This window comes from Pseudomonadota bacterium (assembly GCA_013285465.1).
Taxonomy (GTDB): domain Bacteria; phylum Pseudomonadota; class Alphaproteobacteria; order Micavibrionales; family CSBR16-224; genus CSBR16-224.
In genome coordinates this window covers 1,146,758-1,165,656 of the sequence record CP053449.1, presented here as the reverse complement: position 1 = coordinate 1,165,656, position 18,899 = coordinate 1,146,758, and the positions used below count along the sequence as shown (strand labels likewise).

Here is an 18,899-nt window from a genome sequence, read left to right as displayed (position 1 = left end):
CGTTCTTTTCTCGGCTTACCGGTAAGGTGCATCGGCTTCGATATTACGGGCGATCTGCGCCTCCCAGATATCGCCGTTTTCCAGCAGTTTTTCCTTATTGTAATAAAGCTCTTCGCGCGTTTCCGTCGCATATTCGAAATTCGGCCCTTCGACAATTGCGTCAACGGGGCAGGCTTCCTGACACAAACCGCAATAGATGCATTTGATCATGTCAATGTCATAGCGCGTTGTGCGGCGGCTGCCGTCATCGCGCGGTTCGGCCTCGATCGTAATGGCCATGGCGGGGCAGATCGCCTCGCATAATTTACAGGCGATACAGCGTTCCTCTCCGTTCGGATAGCGGCGCAATGCATGCTCACCGCGAAAACGCGGGCTGATTGGGCCTTTTTCAAACGGATAGTTCAATGTCACTTTCGGCTTGAACATATATTTGAATGTCAGCCAAAAACCGCGCACCAGTTCGGTCAAAAGAAAGCCGCGCACCATTCTGTCTGTAAAGCTCATTCGTCAAAAACCTTTCTTAAAACACCGGCAGGCTGTTATTTGCCAGCAATGTTCCGGCAACCACAATGACCCAGAACAGCGTAAAGGGTAAAAACACTTTCCAGCCAAGACGCATCAGCTGGTCATAGCGGTAGCGCGGCAATGTCGCCCGCGACCATACAAAAACAAACAGAACCGCCGCCGTTTTCGCGCCGAACCAGATCAGCCCCGGCACCCATGACAGCCACGCGATTTCCATTCCGAAGGGCGGCAGCCAGCCGCCGAGGAACAGCACAACCGTCATACCGCTCATCAAAATCATATTGGCGTATTCGCCCAGGAAGAACAGCGCGAAAGTCATGGCCGAATATTCGACGTTATAACCGCCGACCAGCTCTGACTCACCCTCGGGCAGATCAAAGGGGGCGCGGTTTGTTTCCGCCAATGCGGAAATCAGGAACACCACGAACATCGGGAACAGCAGTAAATTCATCCACCATGTCCGCTCGGCCATAACGATATCGCTGAGATTAAGCGACCCCGTCGTCAGCAGCACCGTAATAATCACAAAACCGATGGAGACCTCATAAGAGACCATCTGCGCAGCAGAGCGCAAGCCGCCAAGGAAGGCATAGCGTGAGTTGGATGCCCAGCCCGCCATCAGAATGCCGTAAACCCCCAGCGAGGAAATTGCGAACAGATACAGCACGCCGACATTGATATCGGCCAGCACCATGCCTTCATCAAAGGGAATAACCGCCCATGCGACAAGGCTGAGCATAAAGGTCAGCATCGGCGCGATCACGAAAATCACCTTGCTGGAGCGCACCGGCAAAATCGTTTCCTTCGCAAAGAGCTTGATACCGTCAGCCAGCGGCTGCAGCAAACCAAAGGGCCCGACCATCATCGGCCCCTGCCGCATTTGCATGGCAGCCATCACCTTGCGCTCGGCATAGGTCAGATACGCCACGGCGACCAGAAGCGGCAAAATGATCAACACGATCTTGGCCACAATAATCGCGGTCGGAACAATATATCCTAAAAGAGTTTCAAGCATTTGCCCGTTTCTTCTCCATTGTTTTATCAACAAAAGCGTCCGTGCATTCCTGCATCGTTACCGAGACACGGCTAACCGGACAGGTTTTGTAAAAATTGGCCACCGGCAGACGGAAAGGCAGTTTTTTCACATCGCCTGCATCTGCCGCAAATGTTTTCCATGCCGCATGCGGAATTTGATCAATATGATCAAACATCTCGTTTTCCTGAATCAGGCGTGCGCGAAGCTCCGCCGGATTATCATAGGGCAGCGGATAACCCATATGCGAGGACAGCGCTCTGAGAATTGTCCAGTCCTCCCGCGCATCGCCGGGTGGAAACGCCGCTTTGCGTGCCGTTTGCACGCGCCCTTCCAGATTGACATACAGGCCGGGTTTTTCCGTATAGGCCGCACCGGGGAAGATCACATCCGCCCGCGCCGCACCAGCATCACCGTGATGGCCCTGATAAATCACAAAAGTCTTTTTGCTCAGGCGGTCATAGGGAAGCTCATCTGCGCCCAGCGCATACAGAATCTCGATATCACCTGTTTTCGATGCGGCGATAATACCGTCCATATCCAGCCCGCCCCGCGCCTGATCCGGCACAAAACCGATGGACAAAGCCCCCATACGGGCCGCCGCCAACTGCAATAGGTTAAAGCCGTTCCAATCATCACGCACCATGCCGAATTTTTCAGCAACCGCGCGCGCCATCGCGTGAACGGCCAAGCCGTCATCGCGGCGCACAGCCCCCATGCCCAATATCAGCATCGGCTTTTCAGCTTTTTCCAATACTGCGGCAAAACTGTGTTTGCCGGCCAGCAGGTCTTCCAGCGCGTCCGAACCGGTGCCCAGATGCGCATATTCATAGTTCAGATCGGCACGCGGGCCAATGAAACCGATTTTTGTGTTATTGGCACGCCAGTTTTTATGGATGCGGGCATTCAGCATTGCCGCTTCCCAGCGCGGATTGGTACCGATCAGCAGAATGGCATCCGCCTCTTCCACACCGGCAATCGTTGTGTTAAAACCGTAACCGCATGGCTGATACGGATCAAATTTCGCACCGTCCTGACGGCATTCCATATGCGGGCTGCCCAGCCCTGCCATCAGGTCTTTCAGCGCCATCATTGATTCAACGTCACAAAGATCACCCGTTACGGCGGCGACTTTCTTGCCATCCACGCCTTTTAAACGTTCAGCCACCGCTTCAAATGCATCCGTCCATGAGGCAGGCTTCAATTTGCCTTTCGCATCGCGCAGATAAGGGCGGTCAAGGCGATTTACGCGCAGCCCGTCACAGGCATGGCGGGTTTTGTCGGAAATCCATTCCTCGTTCACATCTTCATGCAGGCGCGGCAAAATGCGCATAATCTGGTTGCCGCGGCAATCAATGCGGATATTCGAGCCGACCGCATCCAGCGCATCAATGCTTTCCGTTTTCACCAGTTCCCACGGGCGGGCGATAAAAGCATAAGGTTTTGCCGTCAATGCGCCGACCGGACAGACATCAACCAGATTGCCCGACAGTTCCGATGTCATCATTTGTTCAACATAAGTGCCGATTTCCAGATGCTCGCCGCGGTTCAGCACACCCAGCTCCTGCGTTCCCGCAACTTCATCGCCGAAACGAACACAGCGTGTGCAATGGATGCAGCGTGTCATCACCGTTTTTACAACCGGGCCCAGTTCTTTATCTTTGACCGCGCGTTTGTCTTCCTCAAAACGGCTGCGGTCAAAACCATAGGCCATGGCCTGATCCTGCAAATCGCATTCGCCGCCCTGATCGCAGATCGGACAGTCCAGCGGATGGTTAATCAGCAGGAATTCCATCATTCCCTGACGGGCGCGGCGTACTTTTTCCGAGCCGGTCTTCACATTCATATTTTCACCGCAAGGCATGGCGCAACTGGCAGCCAGTTTCGGCGCGCCCTCAACTTCGACAAGGCACATGCGGCAATTCGCCGGAACCGACAATTTGTCGTGATAGCAGAAACGCGGAATTTCAATTCCGAGCTGCTCCGCTGCCTGTAACAGCGATGTACCGGGTTCGACCGTGACTTCAATATCGTCGATTGTCAATTTCGGCATCGTCTTGTCCTTCTACTCTTCTAAACTCTTCAAGCCGCCTGCGTTTTGCGGTATTCGATGATGCGGCGCTCAACCTCATCGCGGAAATGGCGCATCAAGCCCTGTATCGGCCAGGCCGCGGCATCGGCATGGGCGCAAATCGAGTTGCCCTCCATCTGCCCGCAGACATCCAGCAGCATATCGATATCCTTGATTGACGCTTCGCCTGTGGTCATTTGCTTCATCATGCGCCATATCCAGCCCGTCCCTTCACGGCAGGGCGTGCATTGGCCGCAGCTTTCATGCCAGTAAAATTGCGACAGACGCGTAATCGCCTGCACGACATCGGTGGATTTATCCATCACAATCACCGCCGCCGTGCCAAGGCTGGACTGCACGGCTTTCAGGCTGTCAAAATCCATCAGTACCGTGTCGCAGATATGGCGCGGCAGAATGGGCGTGGATGATCCGCCCGGCAGAACCGCCAAAAGATTATCCCAGCCGCCGCGCACGCCGCCCGCATGTTTTTCAATCAATTCATGCAGCGGAATACTCAGAGATTCCTCCACATTACAGGGGCGGTTGACATGACCGGAAATGCAAAACAGTTTCGTGCCGCGGTTGTTCTCGTTACCAAAGGATGAAAACCAGCTGCCGCCGCGTCGCATAATATCCGGCACCGCCGCAATTGTCTCAACATTATTGACGGTCGTCGGGCAGGCATAAAGCCCTGCCATCGCCGGAAAGGGCGGCTTGTTGCGCGGCATGCCTTTTTTGCCTTCCAGCGAGTTCAGGAGCGCGCTTTCCTCGCCGCAGATATAAGCCCCTGCCCCGCGATGAATATAGAGATCAAAATCCCATCCCGATTTCGCGGCGTTTTTACCGAGCAATCCGGCATCATAGGCTTCATCAATGGCTTTTTGCAGTGCCATCGCCTCATTATAAAATTCACCGCGGATATAGATATATCCGGTATTGGCGCTGATGGCGAAACCTGCCAGCAGACAGCCTTCAATCAGTTTATGCGGTTCGTGACGCAGGATATCGCGGTCTTTACAGGTACCGGGTTCGGATTCATCGGCATTCACAACCAGATATTGCGGTTTACCGCTGTCTTTGGGCATAAAAGACCATTTCAGCCCCGTCGGGAAACCTGCACCGCCGCGTCCGCGCATACCGGAGGCTTTCATTTCCTCGATAAGCCATTCGCGACCTTTACCGATCAGCTTTTTCGTATTGCTCCAATCACCGCGTTTTTTCGATGATTTCAGATCGGTGCCGTCCCAGCCGTAAAGATTGGTGAAAATGCGGTCTTTATCCTGCAACATGTGTCACTTACCCCTTCTTACCGCTTTTTTTCTGATCTTCAGCCATGGCGACCTTCGCCTTTTTCGCTTGCGACTCCAGCGTGGTCGGGCCGTCCTGCGCGCAAGAGCCTTTGCGACCGGTCTGTGAGCCGAAGCTGATCTTCTTGCCGGCTTTCAAATCTTTTAGCAGCGTCACAATCAATTCAGGCGTCAGGTCTTCGTAATAATCGTCATTGACCTGTACCATCGGCGCATTCACGCAGGCGCCGAGGCATTCGACCTCAACCAGTGTGAATTTACCGTCTTTGGTGGTTTCACCGATTTTTGCGCCCAGATGCTCCTCCGCCGCTTTGACGATGTCGCCGCTACCGCACAGCCAGCAAGGGGTTGTGGTGCAGAATTGCAGCAAATATTCGCCGACGGGTGTCAAATTATACATCGTGTAGAATGTCGCAACTTCAAAAACTTTCAAGCGCGGCATATCCAACACGCGGCCGATTTCCTCCATCGCCGCTTCAGGAATCCAGCCGCCATGCTGACGCTGCGCCAGATCCAAGAGCGGCATCACCGCGCTTTGCTTCTGGTTGGACGGATATTTTTTCAGGATATCCTCAATCTTCGCCATATTTTCTTTCGAAAATTTGAAGCTTTTCGGCTGATCGAATTTTGTGACGCGTAAACTGCCCATTTTTCTTTCACCTTGTCATCACCGCTGCGTATCAGCGGTCGATTTCTCCAAATACAATATCCATCGCCCCGATGATTGCCACCGCATCCGCCAGCATATGCCCGCGCGACAGATGATCCAAAGCCGCCAAATGCGCAAAGCCCGGCGCGCGCATATGGCAACGGTAAGGTTTGCTGCTGCCGTCGGAGACCAGATAGACGCCGAATTCGCCTTTCGGGGCTTCCACAGCGGCATAGGTCTCGCCTTTCGGCACATGATAGCCTTCGGTATACAGTTTGAAGTGATGGATCATCGCCTCCATCGACTGTTTCATATCCGCGCGTTTCGGCGGCGCAATCTTGTTATTGTCAACCATCACCGCGCCTTTCGGCATTTCGGCGATAGCCTGTTTCATGATTTTCGCCGATTGGCGCATTTCTTCCATACGGATCAGGTAACGCGCATAGCAATCGCCGGTTTTGCCGACCGGAATGTCAAAATCCATACGGTCATAGACTTCATAGGGCTGGCTTTTACGCAAATCCCACGCCACACCGGAGGCCCGCAGCATCGGTCCGGTAAATCCCCAGTCCAGCGCCTCTTCCTTTGTCGCCACGCCGATATCGACGGTACGCTGTTTGAAAATACGGTTTTCGGTCAGCAATTCTTCCAGATCATTCAAAAAGACCGGAATTTGTTCGGCATAGTCATACATATCCTCGGCCAGACCTTCGGGCATATCCTGATGTACGCCGCCGGGGCGGAAATAATTGGCGTGAATGCGTGCGCCGCAAATACGGTCATAGAATTCCATACCTTTTTCACGTTCTTCAAAACCCCATAGCGACGGTGTAATCGCCCCGACATCGAGCGCAAAAGTCGTGATATTCAGCAAATGGTTCAAAATGCGCGTCAGCTCGGAAAACAGGACGCGGATATACTGCGCCCGCTCCGGCACTTCGATGCCTAGCAGATTTTCCGTCGCCAATGCGAAAGCATGTTCCTGATTCATCGGCGCGACGTAATCCAGACGGTCAAAATACGGCACGGCCTGCGTATAGGTTTTATATTCGATCAGCTTTTCCGTGCCGCGATGCAGCAGGCCGATATGCGGATCGCAACGCTCCACGATCTCGCCGTCCATTTCCATGACCAGACGCAACACGCCATGCGCGGCAGGATGCTGCGGCCCGAAATTCATCGTAAAGGGCTTGATTTGTGTTTGTCCCGCGACCGAGACCATTTCTTCCGTTACAGCTGCTTCCGGCGTCATGCTTTGTCACCTCCGCCCATAAAGCCCGGACGTACGGCTTTTTCATCGCCGAACAGATTGGGGTCGCTCATCGCTTCCCACGGGCTGGTGTAATCAAAGCGGCGGAAATCCTGCATCAGTTCCACCGGCTCATAAACCACGCGTTTCGTGTCTTCGTCATAACGGACTTCGACAAAACCCGTCAGCGGGAAATCCTTGCGCAGGGGATGCCCCTGAAAACCGTAATCGGTCAGGATGCGGCGCAGATCGGGATGATCCTCAAAAAACACGCCATACATATCCCAGACTTCACGCTCAAGCCAGTTTGCCGCACTAAAAAGGTCATTGACGCTGGGAATCGGTGTGGCTTCATCCGTTTCCAGTTTGATGCGGATACGGCGGTTATGCTTCATGCTCAGCAATTGATAGACAACTTCAAAACGTTCGTGATGCTCAGGATAATCGGCACCGCAAATATCAATCAATTGTTTGAAAGCACATTGCGTGTCATCTTTCAGAAAGGCCAGAACGTCACGGATTTTCGTGCGCTCGACCATCAGAACAAGCTCCGTATCGCGTTCCAGCTCGTAATGCAGGATCGCATTTTTCAAAGCGCGCTTGATATGCTGACCAAGCTGCTTGAGTGCGATTTTGTCTTTGTTGCCGCGTTTTGCCATGTTTCTAAGCCTGCCCCCGCACGATAAGCTTGTTACTGCCTTCGCGCTGGATTTTCTTTTGCAGCAGCAAAATGCCGTAAACCAGCGCCTCGGCCGTCGGCGGGCAGCCGGGAACGTAAATATCGACAGGCACGACACGGTCACAACCGCGCACCACCGAATAGGAGTAATGGTAATAACCGCCGCCATTGGCGCAGGAGCCCATCGAAATCACCCAGCGCGGCTCCGCCATTTGGTCGTAAACCTTACGCAAAGCGGGCGCCATTTTATTCGTCAGGGTTCCGGCAACAATCATCACATCGGATTGGCGCGGGCTGGGGCGCGGAATAACGCCGAAACGGTCAAGGTCATAGCGGCTCATATAGCTGTGGATCATTTCCACCGCACAGCAGGCCAGACCGAATGTCATCGGCCAGAGCGAACCGGTACGCGCCCAGTCCAGCAATTTATCGAATTTCGCAACAACAAAGCCGCGGTCATTCATTTCTTCCATCGCCGCATTGACCAGAGCATTTTGCGCCTGCCCGGGAGGAAGACCGTCTGTTTTTCCCGTTACTCCCATTCCAACGCTCCTTTTTTCCATTCATAAATGAAACCGACCGTCAGAATAGACAGGAACAGCACCATCGACCAGAAGCCGAATAATCCGGTTTTTCCCAGCGTAACCGCCCAGGGAAACAGAAAAGCCACTTCAAGATCAAAAATAATGAAAAGAATCGCCACCAGATAAAAACGCACATCAAATTTATGATGCGCATCGGAAAAGGGTTCGAACCCGCATTCATAGGCGGAGATTTTCTCGGAGTCGGGATTCTGCCGGCCGACAAGCCATGAGGCGAGGACGGCGAGAAGCGCCATTCCCGTTGCGATCACCAGAAAAATCAGGATCGGAAGATAGTTCAGTAAAAAGCCGTTTTCCATCATGATGTTGTTCTTTTTATTCTTGTTTAGTTAAGTGAAATACAACCAATCGGCAAGGCTGTCAATCGTTATGCTGGCATTATCCTAAAGCATTCGCTCCCATGTTCAAAGGGCAAAACAAGCCCTTATTTCACAAGGAGATAACACAGGCAAAAATCCGCCTTTGAAAACAGTTTTTTAGAAGGCTTTCTTGAGCAAACGCCTTACCCGGCAAGCCGTATCTGGATAACCTGTCCGCCGCGACCGATCAAGATATTCCAGACCCGTGCAGGTTTTCTCAGCACATCCGTCAATTGGCGGACAGTCTTGATATCCACTCCGTTAATCTGCTGCACAACATCGCCGGCTTGCAAGCCGAGACGGCTTGGTTGACGGATATTGGTGATCACCACCCCTGAATCTGCGCCGATTTTGCTGTCTCCCATATCTTCCAGCACGGCAGGAGAAATATTGGCAACCACCGTTCCGGTCAACGGATGCGCCCCTGTCAGCGCAGTTTCGTTGCGTGGCGGATTTTCAGGCGGCGCAATCGCTGCAAAGCTGATCTGCGACTTTTTGCCCTTGCGCACAATATCCAGAACGATCTTGTCCCCGATTTTCACAAGCGCCGCACGAAACCGCAACGCCACAGGGTCTTCGACCTGCTTGCCGTTCAGATGCGTTACGACATCTCCTGTTTTCAGCCCTGCTTTCGCCGCAGGACTGGCCGGATGCACCCCTGTAATCAGGGCACCGCGCGCGCTGTCCAGCCCCAGCCCCTGTGCGATATCGGATGTCAGCCCTTGCGCGCCCACGCCAAACCAAGAGCGCCGCAATTCTCCGCCGCTGCGCGCCGCATCAATCACCATTTGCACCATATTAGACGGGATGGCAAAGCCGATTCCAAGCGAACCGCCGTCACGCGAAAAAATCGCCGTATTCACGCCGATCAGCCTGCCGTTCAACCCGACCAGAGCACCGCCGGAATTGCCGGGATTAATCGCCGCATCGGTCTGGATAAAGAAGTTATAATCGCTGATACCTGCCGCCGTACGTGCAACAGCTGAAACGATTCCGCTGGTGACCGTCTGCCCGACACCAAAGGGGTTACCGATCGCCAATACGATATCGCCGACTTCGAGTCTGTCGCTGTCTCCCAGCCTAATCACCGGCAGTTTCCGCCCCTCCGTATCAATTTTCAGAACGGCAAGATCAGTGCGTTCATCCACCAGCACGTTCTGCGCCTGATATTCCTGCCCGTCATTTGTCACAACAACGATTTCCTGCGCATCTTTGATGACATGCGCGTTACTGACAATCAACCCGTCCTCCGCGACAATAACGCCGGAACCGAGCGAGCTTTCAAGCCGTTTGCGCATCGGCATACCATAGAGTTCCTGCCCGAAAAAACGCCGGAAAAACGGATCATTCATAAAGGGGCCCAGACCGAGGCTTGCCCGCTGCTGTACCATTTTCTGCGTATAGATATTCACGACAGCCGGTGCCGTTTGTTTGACGACCGGCGCATAAGATAATTGGATTTGCTCGCGGCTTTGCGGCAACTGTTTCTGCGCCGCCGCCTGTGACGGCAGCGAAAACACCATCAGGGCGAAAACCACGGCAAGAATGACAAGACGTTGCATCACAGACATTTTCGGCAATCCTTCTGTTACAGGTTGTTTGATTGCCGTATTTTAAAAGCTTCCGCTATTTTTTTGCAAGGGGGGATGCGACGCCGTAATGCCGCGCCAGTTTTTCAAGCGCTTCCAGCGGTTGCTCATCCGCACCGACGGTAATTTCCCGCACCTGTTTGGCTTTCAGCGCGGTAATCACGACATTGACCTTTTCATACATATCCAGGTCTTCGGCCAGCTGCTGTTGCAGGATCCCCTTCACCGCATCAAGAGAAAAACTCATACTGTCTTCCGTATCCGCCTGCGTTTCTTTCTTACCGCTGCGCTTGTTTTCTTTGCGCGGACGCCCTCTTGTGCCGTCTTCGGGATCAACGGGGCTGATAGCGGTTGTCGGAATATGGTCGCGTTTGCCCAGAATGGGCTTTAGAAACTGGCTAAGCATTGTAAACATGGCGGCAATAAAATTATTTCAAATATTGTTTCCGTTACGCCGGACGAACGGGAACAATCATCCGTGCGGCCGCTATACGGCCTGTAGCCTATCACTACTCTTTAAACAATTCCAGCAGCGTATTATCCTGCCCGGCGCTTTTTTGCGCCACCCACAGAAGACGGCCGCCGCCCGGCGCCCAGATTTGTATCTCTTTCACCGTTGCATTAATGACCCAATGTTCGAAGTCCCCCAGCTGTGTCGGCTTGCTGCTGTCAGCCGCCGACGGCACCAGCAAAAGCTGTACGTCAATCGGTGTTGATTTTTCAAAATTCACGCCCGTATCTTCCAGATCGGTTTGCGAGACCTGATACCATTGATAAGAATCGATATCGGTCGGAATAATCGCGAAACGGTTGCCCATATATTCATAGCTGAAGAACAGATCGGGACGGAAGCTTTCAATGAAAAAGCCGCCATGCTCACGACTATAGGGGGAAAGCTGCGTCTTGACATTAACAATAATCGGCGCGTTTTCTTCGATATCGAAGAAAAGGCTTTTGAAATAACCGACCTTCTCATCAAGATACATATCCTGCTCAATCGCCGGCATCGCCTTATATTCCGGCGTTTCGGTAATCCATGCCGCAAAATTCGGACGGTAATCAATCAGTTTGTAGAACAGCATGGCGATGTAAAAAGGCTCCGTGGCCTCTTTGCGCTCCACGCTGGAATAACCCGTCGGCGAAAAGGCGCGCGCCTGCGGCAAAACCGTCAATACGCAAAGAATGGCCGCCGCGAAACCGCATAGAATTTTATAGGGCATTATTTTCCTCCGGATTATTTTCTTATCCCTTCCAAGAATTATATCATAAGGAAAGTTAAGAAAAATTGTAGAAGAGATTTTGCTTTTGCCCTAAACAATCGGTTCTTCGTCGATAACAGGCTCGACAACGGGTTTCTTGATCAGGTCATAAAGGCAGATATCTTGCGCTTTGATAAAGCGGTTGAAGACCAGCAGACTAAGAACAACGGCGCAACCGGTGAAATTCATGCTGCTGGAAAAGATCACGACGGGGTCCTGCACGCGGACGATAAAATATGTCAGACTGATAGCCGACGCCCCCAGCCACAGCACCCATGACATCAATGCCACGGATTCGGAATGTGTGGTATCTTTCAAAAGTGTCATGATTTGCGGGATATAACTGACAGAGGCCATTATATTGGCGATAATATAAAGAATTGCCAGAACATCCATAACCCGACCCTCACCATGTCAGAAGAATAATAACTTTCTTATGTTACAGAAGAAAGCTTTCCAAATTCTTAACGGTGGTGCTGAAAGAGTTGTTTTAGCTGTGAAAATTGATCAGTTTTTGCAAGACATCACTGCCGAGATTGGCAGGAGGCGTTTCCTTGCCGGTAATCCAGTTATAAAGATCGGGATCGCTGTTCACCAGCAGGTCTTCATATTGCTGCAATTCCCCCGCATCAAAGCCGGGCAGATGCGCATCGGCAAAGCGCCCCAGCAGCAGGTCAATCTCCCGCGTACCGCGGTGCCAGCTGCGAAAAATCAGTTTTTTACGGGTGTTTTCAAGCGTATTGTCTTGCATGTTGTCCTGTGCAATAGTGTTTGTATTCATATCTCTAACCGTTGGGGACAAGCATATGGCATTTCAGAAATTTGTAAAAGACAATCTTATATTGCTGACAGGTATTCTGTTGCCGATCCTGCTGGTCGTACTGTTTATGGTGGCCAGCACCCTGCCCCGCATGCTGGCGACACCGCCGCAATATGATTTTCTGTTTACCGCCAACCAGTATCACAGCAACTTAAACTCCCCTGTCAGCCTATCGTTAAAAGTCGATGATAAAACCGGAAAACTGGCCGCGATTGTCACGCCGAACCAGAAGCGTGAACATGATTATTACCGCAATAACAATTTCCCCGTTGTTTACCGCTATGATGCGCAGCACCGGACGGCACGCGCCCTCAACCACGCTTATTTCCGCGAGTTTCTGCAAGAAAACGGGGACAGGCTGCTGGAAGACAAAAATGTTGAAATGCCTGAATTCCTCTCCGGGCTGACACTTGATAAAAATGTCATATCACCCGACGGTTATACGCTTGATACCGATTACCGCCGCAGTAATGACAGCCTTGCCGGATTTATGTTTTCGATGGGGCGCAGCGGTCGCTACCGCAACTACCGCTTGAAAAAAGGCAATGCCTCTTTTTCCTTCGAGGTTTCCGGTACTGACGGCAATCACTATTACTACGGCAATTCCTTCACTTTTCTGGGATGGGTGATGGAAGATGAGACAAAAGGACGCGCGGAATGAGCAGCAAGAAAAGCGACGCCCTCGCCAAAATCGCCGCGCTGGCACAAGAATACAGTCTGACGCTTGATGACATCAAGGAGGCAATGCTTGAAGCCGCCGCCAATCCGGAAGACCGGCAAGGCAGCATTCTGCAAACATTGCTCAGCTATCTGGGCGGGTTGTTTATTTTCGCCGGTATCGCCGTCTTTATCGGCATGTTCTGGGGCGATATGAACACTGCCGGACGCCTGATTGTGACAATGGGATCCGGTTTCAGCGCTTATCTTCTGGCATTGCTGTTTATGAAGGAAGACAAATTCGCCAAAGCCGTCACGCCCCTCTTCCTGATTGCCGCGATTCTGCAACCGACAGGCATTCTGGTGATGCTGGATGCGTTTTCAACCGGCGGCGACCCGCGTCACGGCGCGTTATTTATGACCGGCGTGATGGCTTTGCAACAGGGCGGAACTTTTATCGCAAAAAAGCGCACATTACTGGCCTTTACGACGCTGTGTTTTCTGATGATTTTCATTACCACCGCTCTGGACTTGACCAAGCTGGATGATGAAATTATTTGTCTGATTGTCGGTATCATGCTGATGAGCATTTCTTACAGTCTGGGTAAATCACCGCATGCCCTGCTGGCACCTTTCGGTTATTTCATCGGCTCCGTCTGCACGATGGCAGGAAGTTTCGAGATTATCGAGAACAGCCCGCTGGAAATCCTGCTCCTCGGCATCACTTCCGGCTTTATCTATCTCAGCACCATTGTCAAAAGCCGCACATTACTGTTTGCCAGCAGTCTCGGCATGCTTTGCTATATCGGCTATTTCAGCGCGGAACATTTTACCAACTCCGCCGCATGGCCTTTGGCTTTGGTTATGTTTGGGCTGATTATGGTGGGACTGGCCTCTTTCGTCTTCAAACTGAACCGGCAGATCAAAGACGAGACCTGATCCCGCCGCCATAATAATGACAGAGAAGAATGCGCCCCTTTGTTCTTGATCCGATTTTCACCTCCGTCCGCGCCCTGAAAGGCGTGGGGCCGCGCACGGCAAAACTGGTCGAAAAACTGGTTGGCAGCGAAAAGCTTGCCTCTCTGCTTTGGCATTTGCCCGTGCGCTATATTGACCGCCGCTTTGCCCCGAAAATCGCCAATGCGCCAAACGGACGCATTGTCACCTTAACCGTAAAAATCGACAAACACATCCCCGCCCCGTCGCGGGCGCGCCCGTACCGAATCCGCTGTAGCGATGAGACCGGCACGGTTGATCTGGTCTATTTCCACGCCAAAAAGCCCTGGCTGGAGGCGCAATTCCCGATCGGCGCAACCCGCATTATCAGCGGCGAAGCCGAATATTTCCACGGCACATTGCAAATGCCGCATCCCGAAATGGTCGGAACGGAAGCCGAGCGTGATAAAATCGAAATTGTCGAACCCGTCTATCCGATGACCGCCGGATTAACCCACCGTATGATGCACAAGATCATCTCGCAAACGCTGCCGCAGGTTCCCGTACTGCCGGAATGGCTGGACGCGGCCTTCCTTGCGCAGGAAAAATGGCCCGGCTGGAGAGAGGCCGTCTTAAAAGCCCATCATCCGGAAAGCGAAGAGGATTTATCCCCGCGTAAACCGGAGCGGGAGCGGCTGGCCTATGACGAATTGCTGGCCAATCAGCTGGCCATTACCCTTGTCCGCAATCATAACCGCCAGATTGGCGGTCGTGCCATGGGACCGCCCGGAAAAATGGCCGATACCCTCCGCAAAGCTCTGCCCTTTCAGCTGACAAGTGCACAGGAAAGAGCCATCAAAGAAATCAATGCCGATATGCATGAACCCATGCGGATGCTGCGGCTGTTGCAGGGTGATGTCGGTAGCGGGAAAACCGTTGTTGCCTTTTTTGCGATGCTTAATGCCGTGGCCTCCGGCGCACAGGCCGCGCTGATGGCTCCCACGGAAATTCTGGCGCAGCAGCACAGCAAAACCATTAGCGACTATGCCGCTACGCTGGGGCTTGAAACCGTTATATTGACCGGACGGCATAAAGGCAAAGCGCGGCAGGAGATTCTAGAGAAAATCGCCGACGGCAGCGCCAAAATCATTATCGGTACCCATGCACTGTTTCAGGATGACGTTATTTTCCATGATCTCGGCCTTGCGGTTGTCGATGAGCAGCACCGCTTTGGTGTACATCAACGGCTGAAACTGGCGGGAAAAGGCAAGGATTGCGATATTCTGGTGATGACGGCAACACCGATCCCGCGCACATTGACGCTGACCGCCTATGGCGATATGGATTTCAGCCGCCTTGACGAAAAGCCCGCAGGACGCAAGCCGATTGATACCCGCCTTGTTTCGACCGCGCGGCTGGAAGAGGTCGTCGCAGGGCTGAAGCGCAAAATTGAAACAGATGCCCGTGCCTATTGGATCTGCCCGCTGGTCGAAGAATCGGAGGTGATGGACCTTGCCGCCGCCGAGGAACGCTGGCTAACCCTGCAACAGGTTTTCGGCGACCGCACAGGTTTGCTGCACGGACGTATGAATGCGGCGGAAAAAGATGCGGTGATGCAGCGCTTTGTCGCGGGGGAAATTGATGTTCTGGTCTCCACAACCGTGATCGAGGTCGGTGTCGATGTGCCCGAAGCCACCGTCATGGTGATCGAACATGCCGAGCGTTTCGGCTTGTCGCAGCTGCACCAGCTGCGCGGGCGCGTCGGACGCAGCGATGAGGAATCGGCCTGTATTCTGGTTTATGACCCGAAAATAGGCGAAACCGGCAAAAAGCGTCTGACCACCATCCGCAACACCGAAGACGGCTTTCTGATTGCCGAGGAGGATTTAAAACTGCGCGGCGCAGGGGAACTGCTGGGAACGCGGCAAAGCGGTATGCCCGAATTTAAACTGGCCAATCTGCACGACCATGCCCGTCTGGTAAAAATCGCGCGGGATGATGCGCGGCTGATTATCGCACAAGACCCCGATTTGCAAACGCCGCGCGGACAGGCACTGCGTACCCTGCTCTATCTGTTTGAACGCGATAACGCCATCCAGTATCTGCGCTCCGGCTAAAGAAAAACCCGCCTGTTACCAAGCGGGCTTTCCTTTGTATTCTTTATCCTGCAAGCAGGAAAATTACTTTTTCAGAGATTTTTTCTCTGTTTTAACAGGCGCGGCATCTTGTGTTGCTGCAGGCTCTGTCGTAACGGCTTTCGGCTCTTGCGCGTCGCCAAAGGCTTTTTGCGCGCCGCCTTTTTTCAGTTTTGCCGCATTGTCGAGTTTATTCTCAACCGCCTTGAAGAAACGATCGAGCGAACCCGGCTCTTTCTTTTCAGCGTCAGCGATTTTTTTCATACCTTTATAGGCATCCGTGCGTTTGATAACTTCGCCGCCGACCAGACGCCCAAGAACGCCGCCCGCGAAAAATCCCGTGATCGAGGCAGCAACAGCCGCCGCGCCGGAAAAAATCATAGCGCCGGCAACAGCGCCGACAACCGCACCGCCGAGAATTAACCCAACCGTCAACAGTGTCGCTTTCAGCAATTGCTTGCCGCTTTTTACAACATTTTCTTCCGTGAGGGTTACTTTTTCATCACCGACATTCAGGGTGACGGAATCATCTGTGACTTCAACCGGATCTTTTGCCGTTTTTGCAGTTTTCTCAGTCATAAACTTATATGTCCTTTCGAATAAAATAAAATATGTGCCGCGTTGCGGCAGTGATTGCCATGCAACGGAGGCGCATCTTATGACCGGACATAATCCCTGTCAAGAAGTATATGCTTGATTGCTATTCGAAAGCGCGTTTAACGACGGAACCCGCCTTTGTTATTTCTCGCCCGTTTTTTGGGAAACGGAACACAATTGTCATCATGCACGTGCTCCTGCTTCTGCTTATCCGCGCCGGATAATGGTTCAAAACTATGTGTTTGCGGATTATAAGCGTTCAATACACCGTTCTGCATATCGAAATGCCATGCGTGAATCTGTAGCCGCCCTTCCTGCAAGGCCTTTTCTACAACGGGATATTTGCGAAGATTTTCCACACTCCACAAAACGCTTTCCTTTTCCACCTCAGCCAGCAGTAAATCCTTATCCGAAGCCTTGTCACCCAAACGCAGCTTGACCTTGTCTTTAATTTCGCGGGCGCGCTGAATCCAGCTACCGACCGCACCGCTTCTGACACCGTCAACAAGTCCCTTGATACCGCCGCAGGAGGTATGCCCCATGACAATAATATTTTCGACTTTCAGCGTGTTGACCGCAAATTCAATTGTCGCAGCAATTGTGTCATCATCGTCTTTTTCATCATGAGGCGGTATCAGCGCGGCAATCTGGCGACCGACAAAAATATCTCCCGGCTCCACGCCCATCAGCATTTCCGGCCCGTTACGGGAATCGGAACAGGAAAAAATCAGTGCCTTCGGCCGCTGACCGTTTTCAACAACGTCTTTCATCTTATCGGGATTGGTTTCGTAGTGTTCTTTTCGAAAGGCTTCGAAGCCTTTGACAAGCTTTTTAAGGATGTCGTCTGCCATGGGCGCATTCCTTTTCGTTGTTATTTTATTGTCTTAAAAAACACGAATAGGAAATATCGTATCGGATAATACCCGATTTGCAATAATAAAATTACCGCAAAATGACATAAAGTGATATATGTTTGAAATTACTAAAAAAGAAAATGCAAAAAAATTATTTCAGCGCGGCCAGAAAAGCGTCGAAATCGCCATTGTGCTGACTGATCAGTGAATCAAACTCCGAACGCTGCGTCTGCATCATGCTGACGCCTTCCACCATCACATCAATCACGAGGAAGTCACTGTCTTTACCTGCGCGCAAACGCCAGTCAACGGTGACAGGTGATCTGTCTGCCGGAACAATTTTGCTGTGCACGAGGCTGTCGCGCTTATTCAATTCACGATAGCCCGTCACTTCAAAAACTTCACCGGAATATTCGCCGAAACGGCTGGCATAAGTGCGTATAACCATATGGCGGAAAAGCTTTAAATACTCTTTTTTCTGCGTATCATTCGCAATTTTCCAATTTCTGCCAAGAGAAAGCTTTGCGATTCTGTCCAGATCGAAATATTTATCCAGCAGTTTCGCCATTTTCTTTTCGCGCTGCGCCTGCGTGATCTCTTTCTGCACCAGCTCTTTTAGCGCGTCGTCACCAAGTGTCTGGACAATCTGTTCCTGCCGGGACAGCGTTGCGCCATCCGCTGCGCGCAAAGGAAGCGGCAGTGTGAAACACACCAGAAAAACTGCGAAAAGGATGCGGTTATATTTCCACATTATCTTACATACCCCAAAAACTGTCTATACGCCGTCAAACCCCTGACGTTCAAGGCTCTTAAAAGTCCTCTTCCATCTCCATATATTCAAGATGGGCGTAGGGGTCATCATGTACCAAACCATAGCGCTTCTGTCCATAGATACTGCGCACGACGGCGTAGTAATCATGACTGTTCTGACGCAAATCCTGAATGGCTGCTATTGCGCGGGCGCGTTCATCCAGCGCTTCTAAGCCGCCGCGTGTATAAAACATCCACTCATGTTCGTTGTGGAAGGCCAGATAGCGCACCGGATCAATAAGCGTGTCACCGGCCAGGCCGATGCCGTCACGCAGGGAGGACGGCCCCAGAATCGGCAGGACAATATAAAAACCGTGCCCAATTCCCCATTTGCCAAGCGTCTGACCAAGGTCTTCACGCTCATATTCCAGCCCTTGCGTCGCCGCAACATCAAATAATCCGCCGATACCGATCGTGGAGTTCATAACAAAACGTGCGGCGCTTACACCGGCATCGCCGATCTCGCCTTGCAGCACATTATGGGCAAATGTGACAGGCGTTCTGAGATTGCGCATGAAATTCTGTACCGAATCACGCACAGGCGACGGAATGACAAAGCGGTAAACTTTGGCCACCGGCTCGAACAGCACCATATCAACAAGATTGTTAAAACCGAACATCGCGCGGTTCACAGGTTCCAGAGGGTCTGCAATCTCCGTCGGCGCCTTATAGGCCGCAGCCTGATCGCGCGAGGAGGCACAGCCTGCCATCGGCGTCATAAACGCAACAATTAAACAGACAATAATAAAGCGTCTTACCCACATCATA

At 52.3% G+C, this 18,899-nt stretch carries 21 protein-coding genes; 3 read left to right on the top strand and 18 right to left on the bottom strand.

All coding sequences use genetic code 11. The features are described 5' to 3' along the window. Positions 1 to 15: 15 nt before the first annotated feature. The 14 genes from nuoI to HND56_05610 form a co-directional block, all read right to left on the bottom strand. The gene (nuoI, locus tag HND56_05675; protein QKK05207.1) at positions 16 to 504 is read right to left on the bottom strand and encodes an NADH-quinone oxidoreductase subunit NuoI; all 489 of its coding nucleotides are present in this window, start codon (positions 502 to 504) and stop codon (positions 16 to 18) included. 16 nt (positions 505 to 520) lie between these two features. After that, entirely contained in the window at positions 521 to 1,540 is a 1,020-nt protein-coding gene (gene nuoH, locus HND56_05670) for an NADH-quinone oxidoreductase subunit NuoH (protein ID QKK05206.1), read from the bottom strand. Continuing rightward, complete coding sequence (locus HND56_05665; protein ID QKK05205.1) at positions 1,533 to 3,611, bottom strand: NADH-quinone oxidoreductase subunit G; 2,079 nt, start codon at positions 3,609 to 3,611, stop codon at positions 1,533 to 1,535. The genes nuoH and HND56_05665 overlap by 8 nt, the downstream gene beginning before the upstream one ends. A 29-nt stretch (positions 3,612 to 3,640) precedes the next feature. After that, positions 3,641 to 4,918 carry an NADH-quinone oxidoreductase subunit NuoF gene (gene nuoF / locus HND56_05660; GenBank protein QKK05204.1) on the bottom strand — a complete coding sequence of 426 codons (1,278 nt, stop codon included), beginning with the start codon at positions 4,916 to 4,918 and terminating at the stop codon, positions 3,641 to 3,643. A 7-nt stretch (positions 4,919 to 4,925) separates the two neighbouring features. Further along, the gene (nuoE, locus tag HND56_05655) at positions 4,926 to 5,585 is read right to left on the bottom strand and encodes an NADH-quinone oxidoreductase subunit NuoE (GenBank protein QKK05203.1); all 660 of its coding nucleotides are present in this window, start codon (positions 5,583 to 5,585) and stop codon (positions 4,926 to 4,928) included. A gap of 31 nt (positions 5,586 to 5,616) precedes the next feature. Then, positions 5,617 to 6,807 (bottom strand): NADH-quinone oxidoreductase subunit D, encoded by a 1,191-nt coding sequence (locus HND56_05650; GenBank protein QKK06569.1) that lies wholly within the window; start codon positions 6,805 to 6,807, stop codon positions 5,617 to 5,619. A 26-nt stretch (positions 6,808 to 6,833) separates the two neighbouring features. After that, positions 6,834 to 7,493, bottom strand: coding sequence for an NADH-quinone oxidoreductase subunit C (locus HND56_05645; GenBank protein ID QKK05202.1), 660 nt, complete (start codon positions 7,491 to 7,493; stop codon positions 6,834 to 6,836). Between the two features lie 4 nt (positions 7,494 to 7,497). After that, a complete protein-coding gene (locus HND56_05640; GenBank protein ID QKK05201.1) occupies positions 7,498 to 8,076 on the bottom strand; it encodes an NADH-quinone oxidoreductase subunit B in 579 nt (192 codons plus the stop codon). After that, positions 8,046 to 8,414, bottom strand: a complete 369-nt coding sequence (locus tag HND56_05635; GenBank protein ID QKK06568.1) for an NADH-quinone oxidoreductase subunit A — start codon at positions 8,412 to 8,414, stop codon at positions 8,046 to 8,048. The genes HND56_05640 and HND56_05635 overlap by 31 nt, the downstream gene beginning before the upstream one ends. 203 nt (positions 8,415 to 8,617) lie before the next feature. Beyond that, entirely contained in the window at positions 8,618 to 10,036 is a 1,419-nt protein-coding gene (locus HND56_05630; GenBank protein ID QKK06567.1) for a Do family serine endopeptidase, read from the bottom strand. Between the two features lie 64 nt (positions 10,037 to 10,100). Beyond that, entirely contained in the window at positions 10,101 to 10,478 is a 378-nt protein-coding gene (locus HND56_05625; GenBank protein ID QKK05200.1) for a hypothetical protein, read from the bottom strand. Between the two features lie 94 nt (positions 10,479 to 10,572). Continuing rightward, positions 10,573 to 11,283 carry a hypothetical protein gene (locus HND56_05620; GenBank protein QKK05199.1) on the bottom strand — a complete coding sequence of 237 codons (711 nt, stop codon included), beginning with the start codon at positions 11,281 to 11,283 and terminating at the stop codon, positions 10,573 to 10,575. A 90-nt stretch (positions 11,284 to 11,373) separates the two neighbouring features. Then, positions 11,374 to 11,718 carry a hypothetical protein gene (locus tag HND56_05615; GenBank protein QKK05198.1) on the bottom strand — a complete coding sequence of 115 codons (345 nt, stop codon included), beginning with the start codon at positions 11,716 to 11,718 and terminating at the stop codon, positions 11,374 to 11,376. 94 nt (positions 11,719 to 11,812) lie between these two features. Continuing rightward, complete coding sequence (locus HND56_05610) at positions 11,813 to 12,103, bottom strand: succinate dehydrogenase assembly factor 2 (protein QKK05197.1); 291 nt, start codon at positions 12,101 to 12,103, stop codon at positions 11,813 to 11,815. Between the two features lie 25 nt (positions 12,104 to 12,128). Here HND56_05610 and HND56_05605 point away from each other — a divergent pair, with 25 nt between their 5' ends. Genes HND56_05605 through recG form a run of 3 tightly spaced genes read left to right on the top strand, consistent with a single transcriptional unit; the run spans position 12,129 to position 15,852 of the window. Further along, complete coding sequence (locus HND56_05605) at positions 12,129 to 12,803, top strand: hypothetical protein (GenBank protein QKK05196.1); 675 nt, start codon at positions 12,129 to 12,131, stop codon at positions 12,801 to 12,803. After that, the gene (locus tag HND56_05600; protein ID QKK05195.1) at positions 12,800 to 13,738 is read left to right on the top strand and encodes a DUF2157 domain-containing protein; all 939 of its coding nucleotides are present in this window, start codon (positions 12,800 to 12,802) and stop codon (positions 13,736 to 13,738) included. The genes HND56_05605 and HND56_05600 overlap by 4 nt, the downstream gene beginning before the upstream one ends. Before the next feature lie 29 nt (positions 13,739 to 13,767). Then, positions 13,768 to 15,852, top strand: coding sequence for an ATP-dependent DNA helicase RecG (gene recG / locus HND56_05595; GenBank protein ID QKK05194.1), 2,085 nt, complete (start codon positions 13,768 to 13,770; stop codon positions 15,850 to 15,852). 63 nt (positions 15,853 to 15,915) lie between these two features. On the opposite strand, the gene HND56_05590 is transcribed toward recG, so the two are convergent. The 4 genes from HND56_05590 to HND56_05575 all read right to left on the bottom strand — a co-directional run bounded on the left by HND56_05590 (position 15,916) and on the right by HND56_05575 (position 18,850). Continuing rightward, entirely contained in the window at positions 15,916 to 16,449 is a 534-nt protein-coding gene (locus HND56_05590) for a hypothetical protein (GenBank protein QKK05193.1), read from the bottom strand. Positions 16,450 to 16,586: 137 nt separating this feature from the next. Further along, the gene (locus HND56_05585; GenBank protein ID QKK05192.1) at positions 16,587 to 17,318 is read right to left on the bottom strand and encodes a carbonic anhydrase; all 732 of its coding nucleotides are present in this window, start codon (positions 17,316 to 17,318) and stop codon (positions 16,587 to 16,589) included. A 154-nt stretch (positions 17,319 to 17,472) separates the two neighbouring features. Beyond that, complete coding sequence (locus HND56_05580; protein ID QKK05191.1) at positions 17,473 to 18,072, bottom strand: ABC transporter substrate-binding protein; 600 nt, start codon at positions 18,070 to 18,072, stop codon at positions 17,473 to 17,475. A 58-nt stretch (positions 18,073 to 18,130) separates the two neighbouring features. Next, on the bottom strand, positions 18,131 to 18,850 hold the full coding sequence (locus HND56_05575) for a VacJ family lipoprotein (GenBank protein QKK05190.1): 720 nt from the start codon (positions 18,848 to 18,850) through the stop codon (positions 18,131 to 18,133). Positions 18,851 to 18,899 lie beyond the last annotated feature (49 nt).

Excerpts from the sequence above, each read along its gene's own strand:
- HND56_05585 (QKK05192.1), bottom strand. The coding sequence starts at position 17,318 with ATGGCAGACGACATCCTTAAAAAGCTTGTCAAAGGCTTCGAAGCCTTT.
- nuoH (QKK05206.1), bottom strand. The coding sequence starts at position 1,540 with ATGCTTGAAACTCTTTTAGGATATATTGTTCCGACCGCGATTATTGTG.
- HND56_05645 (QKK05202.1), bottom strand. The coding sequence starts at position 7,493 with ATGGCAAAACGCGGCAACAAAGACAAAATCGCACTCAAGCAGCTTGGT.
- HND56_05620 (QKK05199.1), bottom strand. The coding sequence starts at position 11,283 with ATGCCCTATAAAATTCTATGCGGTTTCGCGGCGGCCATTCTTTGCGTA.
- recG (QKK05194.1), top strand. The coding sequence starts at position 13,768 with ATGCGCCCCTTTGTTCTTGATCCGATTTTCACCTCCGTCCGCGCCCTG.
- HND56_05605 (QKK05196.1), top strand. The coding sequence starts at position 12,129 with ATGGCATTTCAGAAATTTGTAAAAGACAATCTTATATTGCTGACAGGT.
- HND56_05610 (QKK05197.1), bottom strand. The coding sequence starts at position 12,103 with ATGAATACAAACACTATTGCACAGGACAACATGCAAGACAATACGCTT.
- HND56_05665 (QKK05205.1), bottom strand. The coding sequence starts at position 3,611 with ATGCCGAAATTGACAATCGACGATATTGAAGTCACGGTCGAACCCGGT.
- nuoE (QKK05203.1), bottom strand. The coding sequence starts at position 5,585 with ATGGGCAGTTTACGCGTCACAAAATTCGATCAGCCGAAAAGCTTCAAA.
- HND56_05580 (QKK05191.1), bottom strand. The coding sequence starts at position 18,072 with ATGTGGAAATATAACCGCATCCTTTTCGCAGTTTTTCTGGTGTGTTTC.
- HND56_05650 (QKK06569.1), bottom strand. The coding sequence starts at position 6,807 with ATGGTCTCGGTCGCGGGACAAACACAAATCAAGCCCTTTACGATGAAT.
- nuoF (QKK05204.1), bottom strand. The coding sequence starts at position 4,918 with ATGTTGCAGGATAAAGACCGCATTTTCACCAATCTTTACGGCTGGGAC.
- HND56_05635 (QKK06568.1), bottom strand. The coding sequence starts at position 8,414 with ATGGAAAACGGCTTTTTACTGAACTATCTTCCGATCCTGATTTTTCTG.
- HND56_05630 (QKK06567.1), bottom strand. The coding sequence starts at position 10,036 with ATGCAACGTCTTGTCATTCTTGCCGTGGTTTTCGCCCTGATGGTGTTT.
- HND56_05600 (QKK05195.1), top strand. The coding sequence starts at position 12,800 with ATGAGCAGCAAGAAAAGCGACGCCCTCGCCAAAATCGCCGCGCTGGCA.
- HND56_05575 (QKK05190.1), bottom strand. The coding sequence starts at position 18,850 with ATGACGCCGATGGCAGGCTGTGCCTCCTCGCGCGATCAGGCTGCGGCC.
- HND56_05640 (QKK05201.1), bottom strand. The coding sequence starts at position 8,076 with ATGGAAAAAAGGAGCGTTGGAATGGGAGTAACGGGAAAAACAGACGGT.
- HND56_05615 (QKK05198.1), bottom strand. The coding sequence starts at position 11,718 with ATGGATGTTCTGGCAATTCTTTATATTATCGCCAATATAATGGCCTCT.
- nuoI (QKK05207.1), bottom strand. The coding sequence starts at position 504 with ATGAGCTTTACAGACAGAATGGTGCGCGGCTTTCTTTTGACCGAACTG.
- HND56_05590 (QKK05193.1), bottom strand. The coding sequence starts at position 16,449 with ATGACTGAGAAAACTGCAAAAACGGCAAAAGATCCGGTTGAAGTCACA.
- HND56_05625 (QKK05200.1), bottom strand. The coding sequence starts at position 10,478 with ATGTTTACAATGCTTAGCCAGTTTCTAAAGCCCATTCTGGGCAAACGC.